The organism is Actinoplanes palleronii, from assembly GCF_016862315.1.
Taxonomy (GTDB): domain Bacteria; phylum Actinomycetota; class Actinomycetes; order Mycobacteriales; family Micromonosporaceae; genus Actinoplanes; species Actinoplanes palleronii.
The window spans coordinates 1-14,944 of the sequence record NZ_BOMS01000175.1; the positions used below are offsets into that span (position 1 = coordinate 1).

18 protein-coding genes and 1 pseudogene are annotated in these 14,944 nt (G+C 69.7%); 14 read left to right on the forward strand and 5 right to left on the reverse strand.

The features are described from left to right. The first annotated feature begins 167 nt into the window (after positions 1-167). On the forward strand, positions 168-986 hold the full coding sequence (locus Apa02nite_RS47735; RefSeq protein ID WP_203831069.1) for a nuclease-related domain-containing protein: 819 nt from the start codon (positions 168-170) through the stop codon (positions 984-986). 265 nt (positions 987-1,251) lie between these two features. Here Apa02nite_RS47735 and Apa02nite_RS47740 read toward each other — a convergent pair whose 3' ends face one another. Then, positions 1,252-1,752 (reverse strand): DUF6624 domain-containing protein, encoded by a 501-nt coding sequence (locus Apa02nite_RS47740; protein ID WP_203831070.1) that lies wholly within the window; start codon positions 1,750-1,752, stop codon positions 1,252-1,254. A gap of 313 nt (positions 1,753-2,065) precedes the next feature. Between Apa02nite_RS47740 and Apa02nite_RS47745 the strand changes: the two genes are divergently transcribed. From Apa02nite_RS47745 to Apa02nite_RS47755, 4 genes and pseudogenes are all read left to right on the forward strand, one after another. Further along, on the forward strand, positions 2,066-2,605 hold the full coding sequence (locus Apa02nite_RS47745) for a winged helix-turn-helix domain-containing protein (RefSeq protein ID WP_203831071.1): 540 nt from the start codon (positions 2,066-2,068) through the stop codon (positions 2,603-2,605). Further along, positions 2,536-2,907, forward strand: a pseudogene (locus tag Apa02nite_RS51750) (transposase); the annotation flags it as partial. The gene Apa02nite_RS47745 and the pseudogene Apa02nite_RS51750, both read left to right, overlap by 70 nt. 68 nt (positions 2,908-2,975) lie before the next feature. Then, on the forward strand, positions 2,976-3,128 hold the full coding sequence (locus Apa02nite_RS51755; RefSeq protein WP_239165088.1) for a hypothetical protein: 153 nt from the start codon (positions 2,976-2,978) through the stop codon (positions 3,126-3,128). Between the two features lie 327 nt (positions 3,129-3,455). Next, entirely contained in the window at positions 3,456-3,671 is a 216-nt protein-coding gene (locus Apa02nite_RS47755; RefSeq protein ID WP_203831072.1) for a hypothetical protein, read from the forward strand. A gap of 95 nt (positions 3,672-3,766) precedes the next feature. Here the strand turns inward: Apa02nite_RS47755 and Apa02nite_RS47760 are convergent, their stop codons facing one another. Together Apa02nite_RS47760 and Apa02nite_RS47765 are read right to left on the reverse strand one after the other, a co-directional pair. Beyond that, a complete protein-coding gene (locus tag Apa02nite_RS47760; protein ID WP_203831073.1) occupies positions 3,767-3,982 on the reverse strand; it encodes a DUF397 domain-containing protein in 216 nt (71 codons plus the stop codon). Positions 3,983-3,995: 13 nt separating this feature from the next. Continuing rightward, positions 3,996-4,832 carry a helix-turn-helix domain-containing protein gene (locus Apa02nite_RS47765; RefSeq protein WP_203831074.1) on the reverse strand — a complete coding sequence of 279 codons (837 nt, stop codon included), beginning with the start codon at positions 4,830-4,832 and terminating at the stop codon, positions 3,996-3,998. A 603-nt stretch (positions 4,833-5,435) separates the two neighbouring features. Between Apa02nite_RS47765 and Apa02nite_RS47770 the strand changes: the two genes are divergently transcribed. From Apa02nite_RS47770 to Apa02nite_RS47795, 6 genes are all read left to right on the forward strand, one after another. Further along, on the forward strand, positions 5,436-5,603 hold the full coding sequence (locus tag Apa02nite_RS47770) for a hypothetical protein (protein ID WP_203831075.1): 168 nt from the start codon (positions 5,436-5,438) through the stop codon (positions 5,601-5,603). Between the two features lie 171 nt (positions 5,604-5,774). Then, entirely contained in the window at positions 5,775-7,991 is a 2,217-nt protein-coding gene (locus Apa02nite_RS47775) for a LysM peptidoglycan-binding domain-containing protein (protein ID WP_203831076.1), read from the forward strand. 150 nt (positions 7,992-8,141) lie between these two features. After that, positions 8,142-9,056: a polyphosphate polymerase domain-containing protein gene (locus tag Apa02nite_RS47780; protein WP_203831077.1), complete on the forward strand. Its 915-nt coding sequence runs from the start codon at positions 8,142-8,144 to the stop codon at positions 9,054-9,056. A 4-nt stretch (positions 9,057-9,060) separates the two neighbouring features. After that, on the forward strand, positions 9,061-9,738 hold the full coding sequence (locus tag Apa02nite_RS47785) for a DUF4956 domain-containing protein (RefSeq protein ID WP_067708518.1): 678 nt from the start codon (positions 9,061-9,063) through the stop codon (positions 9,736-9,738). Beyond that, positions 9,738-11,270: a CotH kinase family protein gene (locus Apa02nite_RS47790; protein WP_203831078.1), complete on the forward strand. Its 1,533-nt coding sequence runs from the start codon at positions 9,738-9,740 to the stop codon at positions 11,268-11,270. Before Apa02nite_RS47785 ends, Apa02nite_RS47790 begins: the two co-directional genes overlap by 1 nt. Positions 11,271-11,418: 148 nt before the next feature. Next, positions 11,419-11,913, forward strand: coding sequence for a CAP domain-containing protein (locus tag Apa02nite_RS47795; RefSeq protein WP_067708523.1), 495 nt, complete (start codon positions 11,419-11,421; stop codon positions 11,911-11,913). Between the two features lie 60 nt (positions 11,914-11,973). On the opposite strand, the gene Apa02nite_RS47800 is transcribed toward Apa02nite_RS47795, so the two are convergent. Next, positions 11,974-12,657, reverse strand: a complete 684-nt coding sequence (locus Apa02nite_RS47800) for a CBS domain-containing protein (protein ID WP_203831079.1) — start codon at positions 12,655-12,657, stop codon at positions 11,974-11,976. Positions 12,658-12,785: 128 nt separating this feature from the next. Between Apa02nite_RS47800 and Apa02nite_RS47805 the strand changes: the two genes are divergently transcribed. Next, complete coding sequence (locus tag Apa02nite_RS47805) at positions 12,786-13,613, forward strand: universal stress protein (protein ID WP_203831080.1); 828 nt, start codon at positions 12,786-12,788, stop codon at positions 13,611-13,613. Continuing rightward, positions 13,613-14,215, forward strand: a complete 603-nt coding sequence (locus tag Apa02nite_RS47810) for a flavodoxin family protein (protein WP_203831081.1) — start codon at positions 13,613-13,615, stop codon at positions 14,213-14,215. Before Apa02nite_RS47805 ends, Apa02nite_RS47810 begins: the two co-directional genes overlap by 1 nt. Positions 14,216-14,401: 186 nt before the next feature. On the opposite strand, the gene Apa02nite_RS47815 is transcribed toward Apa02nite_RS47810, so the two are convergent. After that, positions 14,402-14,647 (reverse strand): hypothetical protein, encoded by a 246-nt coding sequence (locus Apa02nite_RS47815; protein ID WP_203831082.1) that lies wholly within the window; start codon positions 14,645-14,647, stop codon positions 14,402-14,404. A 48-nt stretch (positions 14,648-14,695) separates the two neighbouring features. On the opposite strand from Apa02nite_RS47815, the gene Apa02nite_RS47820 reads away from it, so the two are divergent. Further along, positions 14,696-14,926 (forward strand): hypothetical protein, encoded by a 231-nt coding sequence (locus Apa02nite_RS47820; protein WP_203831083.1) that lies wholly within the window; start codon positions 14,696-14,698, stop codon positions 14,924-14,926. Positions 14,927-14,944: the final 18 nt, after the last annotated feature.

Sequence of the window (14,944 nt, forward strand, 5' to 3'; positions counted from 1 at the left end):
GGGACACCAGCGCGTCCGATAGCTCTGTAGTTGCGAAGCACGGCTGGGCCCGCCCCGTGTAAGGGCGGCGAAAGGTTCCGTATGGGCCCTGTCAGCTGCACAAACGGCCGCATCGGCCCTGCTCGCTCCTAGCGTCTTCCGCAGTTGCGGAAGCAAGGGAGATGCCGATGCAGGTACAGGTCCTTTCGAACCACAGCGGCCAGCAACTCGACCGCACCATCGGGCAGCTGCGGGAGGCCGAGACCGCCGCGGCCGCCTGGCGCAACGAGCACGGTCGCGCCTGGAACGATCTCGAGGAGTCCCGGCGCACCAAGCCGTGGTGGCGCCACAAGCTCGGGCTCACCACCGTCGCCGAGCAGGAGGCGTCGGCCCGCACCCAGCTGGCCTGGCACGGCGTGCTCACCGCCGACCAGAACCGGCAGCTCATCGACACTCGGGTCCGGCAACTGTCCGCCGGCATGTCCGGCGAGCAGGCCCTGGCCGACGGGCTCGCCGTCCTCGACGACTCCTGGACGATGCTGCGCGGTTATCGCAATCGCCGCGGCGAGACCGACCACCTGCTGGTCGGCCCCAGCGGAGTGTGGGCGATCGAGGTCAAACGACGCCGGATCCGTCTGCACGTGATCGGCGAGCAGTGGTGGTACGAGAAGCTCACCGCGCAAGGACGCTGCACCGAGGTCGCCGCCGCGGTCGACGCCGGCGGCCGCTCCTGGGGTCGCCAGGTCACCGACGTCGCCGCTGACCTCGCCACCTGGCTCGCGCACAACGGCCACAGCCTGCCCGTCCGGACCGCAGTCATGATCATGCACGAGCAGGCGCGCCTCGGCCGTTGCGAGAGCCCGGACGTGAACCTCGTCGGCACCCGCGTCGGGCACCTGCTGTGGGCGATCGAGCGATCCGCCACCGTCCTGACCGCTCCGCAGCGCCAGGAGATCGTCGCCCTGATCCGCCGCGACCACTGCTTCCACAGCGAACGCCGCGGGTAGGTCATTGCGGGGTGGGCGGAGACACGCCCAGGTGCGACGACAGCTCTGCATGACGCCGCACCACGAGGCGCTGCCGGACAAAAACCTGGTGATTATCTCGGCGGGTTTGGACACCGTGTGTACGTCACTTTCGGCACTACTTGATCGTCGGCAGATTTTGTGTCTGCGAGTTTCGACACCGGTTGGAGGTGGCAGCGGGTTTCGCGGTGGGCGGCGACTTGCTGGTCGCTGCCCGGGGCTTCGGACCGGGAGCCGGCTGTGCGGGTCAGGCCTGCGCGTGTTTGGCGACGTGGACCGCGAATGGCTCCAAGCCGACCTCCGTACGCCGCTGATCCATCTGTTCCGGGTCTTCGCACGGCCACGGGACGGGGGCGCCGTTGACGATGCCGGCGATCTGAGTGCCGTAGATCTGAGGGCGGCCCTCGTTGACCAGCATCCGGTCGTGCAGCATGGCCAGCTGGGTGTTGTCGCCTTTGCCCGCGTGCACTGCCTCGGTCATCAAGGTCAGCGCTCGCCGTTGCAGGTGTAGTTGCCGGTCGGCGTGCTGCGCTACCAGCCACGCTCTGCGGGCTGCTTCTTGGCCGACGAGTTCTGCGGTGGGCCAACCGTGGTCGTCGATTATTTCAGCAAGGCGATCGCCGTTGCGGACGATGACTCTTCGATGGGCTAGTTGGGCCGTGAAGTCGTCGCTGAGTGCGCCGGATTGCAGCCGCCGGTCTTCGTCGGTCATGTTGATCAGTTCTTGGGCGAGCGCGTCGTTGACCATGTCCAGCACGCTAGACAAAGGGAAATCCTTGCCTCTCCACCCCGAGCATCATATTCACTTGCCTCGATATTAAATACTTGTAGAGGCGGATGACGGGTATCCGAGCCCCGCGAAGATTGGTGGTCTGCTTTCAGCTGTCCCGATCTCGAAGGGCTCGCCCGGGCTGGCGTCCGACGAGGCGGGACCTTATGAGCGCCGAGGCAGGACGTCTCTGACGTGGGGTTACTGACCTTTGTTGGTCAGGGTCACTCTTGAGTCCACATCGCCGTTTCGAGTGATTCACAGCGGTTTGGGTGCCGTGTCTAGATAGGGCATGAGATACGGGGACGGCGGCGGGGTCGGTCCGCAAGGACGGATCCGCCGCGAGCAAGTCCGTCAGCGGGCCGCGCAGATGCTGGCGGACGGGATGAGCGCCGCGCAGATCGCCGTGGCACTGGAGATCTCGACGAAATCGGCATACGCGTGGCGGCGTGCCTGGCTCGCCGGCGGCGAGCAGGCGCTCGCCTCGAAAGGCACGCCCGGGCCGGCTCCGGCACTGTCCGCCACCCAGGTTCAGAAACTGATCGCGACACTCAACCAGGGCCCGGCCGCGGCCGGTTGGACCGAGGACCAGCGATGGACCCTGGCCCGGATCCAGACGGTGATCGGCCGGATGTTTCACCTCACGCTCAGCGTGCCGACCGTGTGGCAGGTACTGCGCCGGGCCGGGTTCAGCCCGCAACAACCGATCAGCCGGGCCGCCGAACGCGACGAATCGGCCATCGCCCACTGGCGGCGCCATCAATGGCCCGCGGTAAAAGAGTCGCGCGCAGGCTGGACGCGTGGATCTGCTTCGCCGACGAGTCGGGCCTGACGCTGCGACCAGCCAGGGCCCGTACCTGGGCCCCGCGAGGACACACACCGATCGTGAAAGTCACCGGCCGCGGCGGCCGCAAACTCTCCGTCGCCGGGATCGTCGCCTACCGCACCGGCCACCGGCCCCGCATCATCTACCGCACCATGCTCCACCGAGGACGCAAAGGCGAACCCCGAGGTTTCGCCGAACCCCACTTCACCGCCCTGATCGACGCCGCCCACCAGCATCTGGGCGGCCCGATCGTGCTCGTCTGGGACGGCCTGCCCGCCCACCGCTCCAAGAAAATGCGTGCCCTGATCGCCGCCCGGCCCTGGCTACGCGTCTACCAGCTCCCCGGCTACGCCCCGAACTCAACCCCGTCGAAAACATGTGGTCCAACCTCAAACGCGGCCTGGCCAACCTCGCCCACGGCACCATCAACGACCTGCTCCGCACCACTAAGAAAAGACTCAAAGCCATGCAATACCGGCCCGTCCTCGCCACCGGCTTCCTCGGCAGCAGCGGCCTCAAACCACCCTGACCCTGACCCCAAAAGGTCAGTAATCCGTCACTTTCGACACCACCGGGGGGTGGACGCTCGATCGGGTGGATTCGATATCCGCGAGTTTCGACACCGCCCAGAGCGGCGGGAGCATCGGCTGACCCGAGACGGAGGCTGGCCGATGCCACGAAGGACGACACCGGCCTGGAAACTGGCTTCCGGGTCCGGGACACCTGGACCGCGGTCACACCCGCAGGGCACCTGCTCGCCGGTGCCGAACTGCTGGCGGGCCGCCGCATCAGCGTCGGCCCGCTGACCGATCAGGACCTGCATGCTCTCGCCGAGGGACGGCAGGGCGTCGACGCGGTGGCGTTGGTCATCAAGGCAATCGTCCGGATGCTCAACGACGCCGCCGCGCAGGACGCGCTGCTGAACATGGCCAGCATCGCGGACACCGTGCAGAACGCCGCACAGCTGGCCCGGTGGACCGCAGCGACGCGAGACCCGAGCTCTACCGTCGAGGACCGTGCGACGCCTCTGGCTGAACCCCCAGCGTCGCAGCCCGGCGCCCGACCCTCGTGAGCAAACGGCGCAACGAAGCTATCGCTTGACCGGTGAAGACGACACGAGGGCCGGCCTAGAACTTTCGGGGCGGGGCCTCGAAGATCTGCAGGAGATCAGGCCAGCACGTTGAACTCGCCGTCCTTGACACCGGCGAGGAAAGCGGCCCACTCGCCGGGAGTGAAGGTCAGTGCCGGACCACCCGGGTCCTTGGAGTCCCGGACCGCGACGATGCCCGGCAGGTTGCCGGCGACCTCAACGCAGTTGCCGCCGTTGGCGTCGGAACGGGTGCTCTTACGCCAAACTGCACGCGAGAGGTCTGGGGTGCTCATGGAACGCTCACTCTCAGGACAGGTCGCCTAGCTGCTCGATGAGAGCCCGCGATTCCGCAGGCCCGATCGCCGCAGCTCGCAGGTCATCCCACAACTTAGTGTAGGCCCGCACCTGATCCGGCCGGTCGAGGTAGTCAGCGTCCGTGAAGCTCTCCGTATAGATCACATCCGTGGTCGAGTCCGGGCCGAAGCGCAGGATGACGAAGTTGAACGACGGGGCGACATACGTCTGAGCGTTGAAGGGCAGCACCTGGATCGTGACCGCAGGCCGACGACTCAACTCAACAAGGTGGCTCATCTGCGCACGCATCGTCGCGGGCCCGCCGACCATCCGCCGCAGCACCGATTCACTCAGGACGAAGGCCAGCTCCACATCGCCGTCGAGGATCGTCTGCCGTTTGAGACGGATGTCGACCTGCTGGGCCAGCGCCGCTTCGTCCGGTGACCAGCCGTTGGTCAGGATCGCGCGGACGTAAGCCTCCGTCTGAAGGACACCTGGGATGATCTCGGTCTGATACTGCCGGATCTCCGCCGCGTCGCTTTCCAGATCGACGAACGTGCGAAACCACGAAGGCAGCTGCTCGCGGTAGTTGCTCCATCGGCCGCGCTGCCGCCCAGCTTTGGCCAGCTCGCGCATTGATACGGCGACGTCGTCCGGAACGTTGTACGCGCGCAGCAGCAGAGTCAGGTCGATCGAGCGAAGGCCGCTCTGGCCGAGCTCAATCCTGCTGATCTTGCTGGACGCCGAATCGATGGCCTCGGCCGCTTCATCCTGAGTCAAACCGGCGTTCTCCCGCGCCCTTTTGAGCGCGATACCGAGTCTCCGGCGCTGGATGGTCGGGTTGACCATGACGACCTCCCACGCTGCACATCTGCGGCTCGAATGACCGAGTGTCAACCCTAAAGCGCCGTTCTCGAGAAATCGACACAGTGGACTGAATCGGGTTCCTAACTCCTCCGGGCCGAGTTATCGTAGCGGCGTCACTGAAACTTGGGAGTCTAAATCAGTCCCCTGCATCAGAGATCCACTGGTGTGCCGAAGGCGGAGGTGGAGATGACCAGCAACACGTACTACGCCGCAGCAGCTGATCAGCAGCTAGCCGATGCCCAGGCAGTACTCGACGAGCATGTGACGTCGAGTGGATCGGGTCGCTGCATTGCCTGCGGTTCCTGGGGTCCGTGCTGGCAACGGGAGAACGCCATAGCGATCTTCTCCCGGAGCCTCCGGCTGCCTATCCGTCAGCCTGGCGCCAGCCAGCCCGGCTTGATCAACGCCCGCCGTATCCCGAGTCCGTGCCCAGAGCCATAGCAGAGACCGGGAGCTCATGGCCGAAGGCCAGGGGTGCAGCCCGATCCGGGGAGGCAGCCCTGACCGCCGGCCTGCCAGCCGCAACGGTCATCCGATATCCGCCCTGCCGGCGGCCACGCCGGCCCGAACCCCGAGGAGTGCCCGATGAGCAGCTTGACCCTCGACAGGATGGCCGAGGCCATCGCTGATCTGATGGCCGATCACGGCTTCGCCTTCATCGAGAACGACAAGCTTCCCGCCCTCGCCGTGACCTTGCAGGGTTTCCTGGAGACCGCCGGGCTACCGATCAACCCGCCGGTCGCGCACGCCTGAACAGCACAGGCCGACCCCCGGACGGCAGGCGCCGCCGCCCGGGTAAGGCCCGCGACAGGTTTCGTAAGAGCCGTGTCAGCTGCTCGCACCGCCGCGACCGCCCACCACGGTCATAGCCTCGCCGGTGACAGCGGGCCCTCGCGCCCGATCTCCGTCGGCGGGGAGGCGCTCGTGCGTACCGGTCTGCTTCTGCTGGTCGTCCTGGCCGCGCTCATCGCGCTGACCGGTTCGCCTCTGCCGAGCCGCCCGCCCACCCAGACCGAAATAGCCTGCTGGCTGTCCAGTCCTCTGCAGCGGCAATTCCTGCCCGGCCTGCTCGCCACCCTCGGCTGGCTGTTCTGGGCCCTGGCGGCACTGGCCGCCCTGCGGATCGCCGCACGACGGACCCGCAGGCTCGCCCGGCACCTTCCGGGCCCGGCCCAGAGCCTCGCCGTCACCGTCGTCGGCACCGCGGCGGTCACCGCGGCCTACACCCCGGCATCCGCCGCTCCCCCACCCGCCACCACCGCGACGACCAGCCCGGCCCCGCCCACCGCCGAGCACCCGAACCCGACCTGCACGGTCCGCCCCGGCGACACCCTCTCGACGATCGCCCGCCGGCGCCTCGGCGACCCGGACCGCTGGCCCACCATCTTCCGACTCAACCGTGGCACCACGTTCCCCCAGGTCGGTGGTCGCCTCACCGACCCCGACGTGATCTACCCGGGCTGGAAACTGCGCCTGCCCGCCACGGCCACCACCCCCGCATCCGGTCACTGCACCGGCAAGACCGCCCCCGCCCGCCACCAGCCGGCACCGACTCGCCCACCGAATCCGGGCGCCGGCGCCACGACACCACCCGCCCCCTCACCGCAGGCGACACCACCGACCGATGGCCACTCCGGGAAGGCGGTCACCTTCAGCGCCGCCGGGCTGACGATCGCCGGTTTCGTGTACGCAGGGGGTCTGCTGTGGCGTCGACGCCACGACAACCGCCCCGCCGTGCACGCCACTGCCACCAACCCGGCACCTCACCCCGTCGGTGCGCTCACACTGTTGCGGCGCTCTGGTCGTACCGAAAAAGTCGCCCTGCCCGACCCGCAACCGGCCGCAAGCGAACCGCCCACCCCGGACAACCCGGTCACCGCGCTGATCGGACCCGGCGCTCCCGACGCAGCCCGAGCCGCCCTCGTCGCCATCCTCACCGGCAGCACCGGCCACGCCGTCTCCCCCGCGGCGACCGTGACCGACCTGCTCGGCGACACCCCGGCCGGGCCCGCGCTCGCGGTCACCCCCGACTTCGCGCACGCGCTCGCCACCGTCGACGAGGAGATCATCCGGCGCAGCCGGCTCACCGACGACCTCGACGACGGCGCCACCCTGGACGCGCCGGGCCTGCTGCTGCTCGCCGAGGTACCGGAGTCGGCCTGGCACACCAGGCTGGCCGGCACCGCCCGGCTCGGCGCGCCACTGGGCATCGACGTCACCCTGCTCGGCGACTGGCCGTCCGGCACCACCCTGACCGTCACCGAGGACGGCACCACCGAGCGCGGCGACCTGGCCGTGCTCGACCCGCAAGCAGCCGCCACGATCCTCGCCGGCGTGGCTGACGCCTCAGGCCAGCCGGCCGCGGCCGGGCGGGTGAACGCCCGCGTGCTCGGCCGGCCCGCCATCCTCGGCCGCGACGGCGCACCGGTCCGCGGGCTGCGCACCAAGGCGCTCGAACTGTTCGTCTACCTGGTGCTCAACCGCGACGGCGCCGCCCTCGGCGACATCATGGAAGCGCTGTGGCCCGACGTCACCCTGCAGCGCGCCACCGACCGGCTCTCCACCAGCGTCGCCAACCTGCGCACCGTCATCCGCGCCATCATCCGGGCCGACACGACCACCGACACCGGCCGTCTCGAGCCGGTCGTCAACACCGGCGGCCGCTACCACCTCAACGCCGACCTGATCGACGTCGACTGGTGGCAGATCCTCGACACCCACAAGGCCATCGCCGCGGCCCTCGACGACGAGGCCCGTCTGCACCAGCTGCGCGAGGTGATCGCCGTCACCGCGGGCCGGTCGCTGGCCGAGGACGCCGGATACGACTGGATCGGCACCGATCGTGAACATGCCCGCCGGCTGCTGATCCGCATCCATCTCCAAGCCGCCCGCCTGCTCACCGACGCGGACCCCCAGGTCAGCCACACCTGGTACGAGGCCGCCAGCGACTACGACCCGAGCAACGACGATCTCGCCCGCCAAGCCCTGCACGCCGCTGCTCGCCTCGACGACATCACCGCGATCCACCACCGGTGCGAACGTCTGCGCCGCGCGCTCGCCGACGCCGGCCTGCCTATGCACCCCGACACCGAACGGCTCGCCGCCGACCTGCTGCGCGAAACGCCCGCCACCCACCACTGACGACGCCGGCGCCCGGCGACCCTCACCATCGAGACGGCGGCGTCGCCCTGCGCGCTCCACGTTCGACACCTCCCGTTCAACTCTCGTTTTGGGGAAATTCACAGGGGGCGCTGAGGTTCCCTTGACCTGCGACCGGTCAGCTACTCATCGATGGAGACACCGGGTGACGATCAAGCCGGGCACGCACTGCGCGCGCCGGGCAGACTGCATTCCTTCAATCGGTACGAGATCAAGTACCTGTTGCCCAGTGACCGGATCCCCCGGCTGCGCGACGAGCTGACCGCCCGGATGACGCCGGACAGTCACGGCGTCAACGGCGGGTACGGGGTGTGGAGCGTCTACTACGACACCCCGGACCTGCGGTTCTACTGGGAGAAGATCGAGGGCCTCAAATTCCGGCGCAAGCTGCGTGTCCGGCACTACGGCGACCGTTTCGCCGTGGGTGCCGACACCGAGGTGCACGTCGAGATCAAGCAGCGGGTGAACCGGGTGACCCAGAAGCGCCGGGTGGCCGTGCCCTACCGGCTGGCCCGCGAGCTCTGCGACGGCCGGGTGATGATCGAGCACGGGCCGGCGCAGCGCGCGTTCCTCGAGGAGGTCCTCGAGTTGGTGTCGCTGCTGGACCTGCGGGCGGTCGCGATGACCGGTTACCAGCGCGAGGCGTACGTCGGGCAGGACGCCGACCTGGGCCTGCGGGTCACCATGGACCACCGGGTCCGCGGCCGGGACCGGGACTTCCCGTTCGACGCCGGCGCCGAGAACCGGCTGATCGTGCCGGCCCGGATGTCGGTGATCGAGTTCAAGGCCAACGAGCGGGTGCCGTACTGGCTGACCGATCTGGCCGCGCGCCTGGACATGTCGGTGGTCCGGGTCTCCAAGTACTGCCAGGCGGTCGAGGCGTTCGGCCGCGCCCCGCGCTCGATCTTCCACATCCCCGCCACGAGGGAAGACGTCCCCACCACGAGGGAAGACGTCCCCGCCACGGTGGGAGACATCCCCGCCACGACGCAAGACGTCCCGTCCGCTGAGGACATTTTCGCCACCACGGAAGACAACGAGGTCTGATCCCATGCCCTTCGACGTCCAGGATCTCTCCGGCACGTTCAGCGTCGGCGACATCGCCATCGCGCTGAGCCTGTCGTTCCTGCTCAGCGCGATGATCGCGTGGATCTACCGGTTCACCCACCGCAACGTGTCCTACAGCCAGTCCTACGTGCAGACCCTGGTCATCCTGGGCATGCTGATCTCGCTGATCATGCTGGTCGTCGGTTCCAACATCGCCCGCGCGTTCGCCCTGGTCGGCGCGCTCTCGGTGGTCCGGTTCCGCAACGCGATCAAGGAGACCCGCGACGTCGGCTTCATCTTCCTGGTGATGGGCGTCGGGATGGCCACCGGCACCCGCTTCTACAGCCTGGCGATCGTCGCGGCCATCGTGATCAGCCTGGTCATCGTGGTGATGTTCCGGTTCAACTGGTTCGCCAACAACGTGCAGCGCCAGGTGGTCAAGGTCCAGGTTCCGCCGGACGGCAACTACACCGAGCACATCCAGGACGTGCTGATCGCGCACACCAGCGAGTTCGAACTGGTCAGCATGGAGTCGATCCGGGGCGGGGCGCTGACCGAGCTGATGTACACGATCCGGTTGAAGAAGGGCCAGGAGCCGGGGCGGCTGATCGCCGCCCTCGGCGAACGCACCGGAGGGCAGCGGGTCACGGTCCTCACCGGGTACGACCAGACGGATCTGTGATGCTCGCCCGCCGGCTGGCGCACCGGATCCCGGTCCGGGTCCGGCACTACTGGAAGCTGCTCGCCACCTGCGTGGCCGTGCTGCTGGCGCTGGTGGTCACGTTCAGCACGGTCCGGGTCGCGCCGCTGGTGACGAGTGCCAGCGACGAGAGCGGCGACCGGGTCAGCGTGGACATCGCCGGCACCACCGACCTGTTCGACGCGACGGTGGCGCACACCCTGCGGCTGACCTTCCGCGACAAGGACTACCAGGAGCTCCTGGAGGCGTACCGGACCGACGGCGAGAAGGAGTATCTGGAGGCCGACCTGGTCGTCGACGGGGTGAACCTGCCCAGCGTCGGCCTGCGGTTGAAGGGCAACTCGACGCTGCGCAGCATCGCCGGTGGCGGAGGCGGCCGTGGTGGCGGGTTCGGCGGCGGCTCGACGATCAACACCGCCGAGCCGGAGACCATGCCGTGGCTGATCCGTTTCGACCAGTACGTCGACGGTCGTCGCTACCAGGGGCACCGGGAGATCGCGGTCCGGGTCGGCGGGATGGGCGGTGGCGCGGCCGTGCTCAACGAGGCGGTGGCGCTGAATGTGCTGGCCGCCGCGGGTGAGACGACCCAGCGCTACGCGTACAGCAGCTTCTCGGTCAACGGCAGCCCGGCCGTGGCCCGGTTGATCGTCGAGCACCCGGACGAGAACTTCGCCACCTCGATCGGCTCGGGCGTGCTCTACAAGGCGCTCGCGGCCGGCCAGTTCACCGATCAGGGCGACGACCCGACCGCGTACGCCGACGACTTCAAGCAGATCAATCTGAAGGGCAGCCAGGACCTGCAGCCGGTGATCGACCTGGTCCGGTGGGTGAACACCAGCAGCGACGCCGACTTCGACGCGCACCTGGCCGATCACCTGGACGTGGCGTCGTTCGCCCGCTACGCCGCGACGCAGAACCTCCTGCTCAACTTCGACGACATGGCCGGTCCGGGCCGCAATTATTACCTTTGGTACGACCTGAGCAGCCGCCGATTCCGTGTCGTGGGCTGGGACTACAACCTGACGTTCTCCGGCGACGCGAGCCAGGACCCGCACGAGACGGTCAGTATGGGCGGTTTCGGACGTGGCGGTGGCGGTCAACCGGGTGGCGGCCAGCCCGGCGCGGGTCAGCCGGACGGTGGCCAGGCCGGTTTCCCGGGCGGCTTCCCGGGCGGCGGGCAGCTCCCGGACGGCATGCAGCCACCCGGCGGCGGGCAGAACGGCGGTGCGCCGAACGGCGGCGGGATGCGCGGCGGCGGTGGCTTCGGCGGGCACAAGCTCAAGGAGCGTTTCCTGGCCAGCAGCGCCTACCGGCCGGCCTATGACCAGGCCTATCGCGAGCTGTACCAGAAGATCTACGGCAACGGTGCGGCGCTGACCGCTGTCGACGGGCTCGCCACAGTGCTGGGCACGATCGACGGCACCGACGCCAAGACCGAAGCTGATCAGTTGCGCGCGACGATCCGGCAGCGCACGGAAGCGTTGGCCGCCAGCGCAGTGATCGCCGGTTCGTGACCTGTTTCGTACCAGAAATGCTTGATGCGAACCGGCAACCGAACAGCGACCCGGAGGCCACCGGCCTGCGATCAAAGGCGCCCGCAGGGCGACGAAGGGAAGGGTGAACCTGGCAGCGAGTCAGGCGCCGCACGTCGAAGGGTCTTCCTTGCGCAATCTCCTCCGTAGCTTCGCCCTGGCCGCCTTCATCGCCCCGGCCGCCGCCGGTCTGCTGATGAGCGCGTCCCCGGCCGAGGCCGCGCCGGCGAAGGCCAAGGCCGCCGAGCAGACCCTGCAGGCCGACATCATCCGGCTGACCAACGTGCAGCGCACCGCGCACGGCTGTGCCGCGCTGACCGTCAACGACCAGCTCACCGACGCCGCCCGCGGGCACAGCGCGTGGATGGGCAAGACCGGCGATTTCTCGCACACCGGGCGGGGCGGCTCGAACTTCGTGGCCCGTGCCAAGGCCGCCGGGTACGCCAAGCCGTCCGCGGAGAACATCGCGTGGGGTTACCGCAGCGCGGACGAGGTCGTCGGCGGCTGGATGCGCAGCCCCGGCCACCGTCAGAACATCCTCAACTGCAAGTCGACGACGGTCGGCGTGGGCGCGGTCTACTCGGCCGGCGGCACCCCGTACTACACCCAGGACTTCGGTTACTGATCACTTCCGGACGTCGGTCCCCGTCACTCGTTGAGTGGCGGGGACCTTCGCCGTGTCGTGTCAGAAGAACGGCACCGGGGTGACCACCGGTTCGCGGTCGTCGACGTCGTAGGTCAGGCCGGAGATCACCTCGACCACCCCGGCGACCTGGCGGGACAGCCGCTCCACGAGTTCGGCCGACGAGTACCGCCCGACCCGCCCGGACAGCCGCACCACCCCGTCGGTGACGGTGACCGTCACGCTCGCGGTGTCGTCGACCAGGAACGCCCGCAGCACACCGATCTCGACATCGGTCTGAATGTCCAGATCCGGTCGCAGGTACGTCTTCAGCAGGTCACCGCGGGACACGATCCCGACCAGCCGCCCGAGGTCGTCGACGACCGGCAGCCGCTTCACCTTCTCCACGTCCATCCGCCGGGCCGCCGCCGCGATCGGCGTGCTGGCCAGCGCCACCACCGGCGGTCCGCTCATCAGGCCGGTCGCGGTCCGCGCCGTCGCCTTGGCCCGCTCGCCACGCCGGCGGCCGCGCTCGAAGATCCGCGGCGCCTCGTCCCCGGCGTACTCGATCTTGCGGAGCAGGTCGGTCTCGGAGATCACCCCGATCACCCGGTGACCGGTGTCGACCACCGGGACGGCACTGAAGCGCCGCTCGACGAGCAGGTCGACCACGTCACGGTAGGAGGTCTGCTCACTCACGGACACGACCGCCTTCGTCATGACGTCACCCACGGTCCAGGTCCTCATCGCCATTCCTCCTTCGGCTCTGCCCCAAGCCTTCTCCCGGCGCGGCCCGGCACACAGGGCCACAGGTCCCGCTCGCACCGGACCGGCCGGCTCTGCCCGCGCGCATCCAGGCGGATGACGATCGGGACATGCGAACTTCCGCGATCGTCGTCGCCACCGACGGCGCCGAATCGGGCACCACCGCCGTCCGCTGGGCGGCCGGCGAGGCCCGGCGGCGCCAGCAACCGCTCCGTGTCGTCCACGTCCTGGACTGGGACTGGTCCACCGCCCGCTACGACTTCGGCGGCGGCACCTTCGAGACCGCCCGCCGGCTCGCCGAGACCGTCGTGGCGGTCGCCGGGCGGGAGGCCCGCGAGGCCGCACCCGGCGTCGAGGTCACCACCGACGTCCTGATCGGCAACCCGACCGCCCAGCTGCTGGCCGACTCTGATCACACCGAGCTGCTGGTGCTGGGCACCCGTGGCAAGGGCGGTTTCGCCGGGCTGCGGCTCGGCTCGGTCAGCCAGCGGATCGCGACCCACGCCCGCTGCCCGGTCGCGGTGATCCGCTCGCAGGAGCCCGGGGCGGAGCGCGGACCGGTGGTCGCCGGGGTCGACGACTCCCCCGGCGCGGACGCCGTGCTGGAGGCCGCGTTCGCCGCCGCGCACGACCGGCACACCGCGCTCACCGTGATCCGGTGCCGGCCGCGGACCACCTCGGAACTGCAGGACACCGCCCGCGCCGACCTGATGACGCACGTCGCGCCGTGGCGGGAGAAGTTCCCGGACGTACCGGTCGGGGTGCTGCTCTCCCCGGACGGCGCGGCCGCGACGCTGGTCGCCGCCTCGCGCGACGCCGGGCTGGTGGTGGTCGGCAGCCGCGGCGCCGGCCTGATCGCCGGCACGCTGCTCGGCGGGACCAGCCTCCAGCTGCTGCAGCACGCCGAGAGTCCGATCCTGATCGTCCGGAGGCCGTGATGCGCGCCCTGGTCCTCTACGAGTCGATGTTCGGCAACAGCGCGATCGTCGCCCGCCTGATCGCCGACGGCCTGGCCACCGGGTGCGAGGTCACCGTCGCCGACATCCGCGAGATGGTCACGGAGCCCGGAGCCGGGCCCACCGCCCCGGTCACGGAGCCCGGAACCGGAACCACGGCCCCGGTCGCGGGTAGGACCGCGGCGCCGGCCCGGTTGACGCCCGCACTGACCGATGTCGACCTGCTGGTCCTCGGCGGCCCGACGCACGCGTTCTCGATGAGCCGCCCGGCCACCCGGGCCGACGCGGCACGGCAGGGCCCGATCCGCGACGGCGCCCAGACCGCCGGGATCCGCGACTTCCTGGACCGGATGCCGCAGCTGGCCGGGGTGCGGGTGGCCGCTTTCGACACGCGCTCGAACACCCCGCTGCCGACCGGATCCGCGGGCCGCAAGGCGATGCGCCGGCTGCGCGGACTCGGCGGCCGGCAGGTCCTGGAACCGGCAAGCTTCCGGGTCGAGTCGGCGCAGGGCCCGCTGGCTCCCGGCGAGGAGGCGCGGGCGCGGCAGTGGGGCGAGACGCTGGCCCTTTCGGTACGCAGGTAGCGCCCTGCAAGCGCCCCGCCGCGCTGCGGATTCCGCACATGCACCCGCACGTGCTGCGCCCCACGTTCGTCGCCACCATGCTCGACGCCGGCGTCAGCCTCCGCGACGTCCCGACCGCCCCCGCCACGCCTCCCCGCACTCCGGCGATGACGTGGATCCGGAGGCGGTGCGGGAGTGTGACACCGATCAGGGGTAGACGGTCAGCGCCGGCGCGACGGCGATGCTGACGAGCTGCTGTTCGGTGAGCCCGCCGCGGGCCAGCGCCGACACCATCGTCCCGTCGGCGTGCAGTGCGACCACTTCCACAGTGCCGGTCGAGGTGCGGATCAGCACCGGCTGGCCGGCGTGCTGCTCGACCCGGCAGGTCACCTTGAGGCACCGGCTCGCCCGCCAGGCGTCGAAGCCGGCCGCGGTCGTCTCGGACCCGCGCACCCGCACTTCGAAGTCACCGCCGGCGACCCGGAACGCGGTGAAGTAGCCGTGCCCCCCGACGAGCTTCGCGATCTCGGCCGGCAGCGGTGGCGTGATCGTGGCATCCGGGAGCTGGTCGGTCAGGACCGTGGTCAGCGCGTCGCCGAGACGGCCGGCCCCGACGAGGCACGACTCGGTGACCGCCCGCAGCGGCGGCTTGCCGGTGAGCAGGCCGTCATCCAGCTGCGTGCTGATCCCGCAGGACGGCGGCGGCCGCGCGACAAACCGGCGGCGAGCTGACCGAGTTCCGGGTCAGCG

What these genes read in the sequence shown, in the direction of transcription:
- Apa02nite_RS47785 (WP_067708518.1), top strand. Translation starts at nt 9,061, where the DNA reads ATGCCCTTCGACGTCCAGGATCTCTCCGGCACGTTCAGCGTCGGCGAC.
- Apa02nite_RS47780 (WP_203831077.1), top strand. Translation starts at nt 8,142, where the DNA reads ATGGAGACACCGGGTGACGATCAAGCCGGGCACGCACTGCGCGCGCCG.
- Apa02nite_RS47745 (WP_203831071.1), top strand. Translation starts at nt 2,066, where the DNA reads ATGAGATACGGGGACGGCGGCGGGGTCGGTCCGCAAGGACGGATCCGC.
- Apa02nite_RS47735 (WP_203831069.1), top strand. Translation starts at nt 168, where the DNA reads ATGCAGGTACAGGTCCTTTCGAACCACAGCGGCCAGCAACTCGACCGC.
- Apa02nite_RS47770 (WP_203831075.1), top strand. Translation starts at nt 5,436, where the DNA reads ATGAGCAGCTTGACCCTCGACAGGATGGCCGAGGCCATCGCTGATCTG.
- Apa02nite_RS47765 (WP_203831074.1), bottom strand. Translation starts at nt 4,832, where the DNA reads ATGGTCAACCCGACCATCCAGCGCCGGAGACTCGGTATCGCGCTCAAA.
- Apa02nite_RS47740 (WP_203831070.1), bottom strand. Translation starts at nt 1,752, where the DNA reads ATGGTCAACGACGCGCTCGCCCAAGAACTGATCAACATGACCGACGAA.
- Apa02nite_RS47805 (WP_203831080.1), top strand. Translation starts at nt 12,786, where the DNA reads ATGCGAACTTCCGCGATCGTCGTCGCCACCGACGGCGCCGAATCGGGC.
- Apa02nite_RS47810 (WP_203831081.1), top strand. Translation starts at nt 13,613, where the DNA reads ATGCGCGCCCTGGTCCTCTACGAGTCGATGTTCGGCAACAGCGCGATC.
- Apa02nite_RS47760 (WP_203831073.1), bottom strand. Translation starts at nt 3,982, where the DNA reads ATGAGCACCCCAGACCTCTCGCGTGCAGTTTGGCGTAAGAGCACCCGT.
- Apa02nite_RS47790 (WP_203831078.1), top strand. Translation starts at nt 9,738, where the DNA reads ATGCTCGCCCGCCGGCTGGCGCACCGGATCCCGGTCCGGGTCCGGCAC.
- Apa02nite_RS47800 (WP_203831079.1), bottom strand. Translation starts at nt 12,657, where the DNA reads ATGAGGACCTGGACCGTGGGTGACGTCATGACGAAGGCGGTCGTGTCC.
- Apa02nite_RS51755 (WP_239165088.1), top strand. Translation starts at nt 2,976, where the DNA reads ATGTGGTCCAACCTCAAACGCGGCCTGGCCAACCTCGCCCACGGCACC.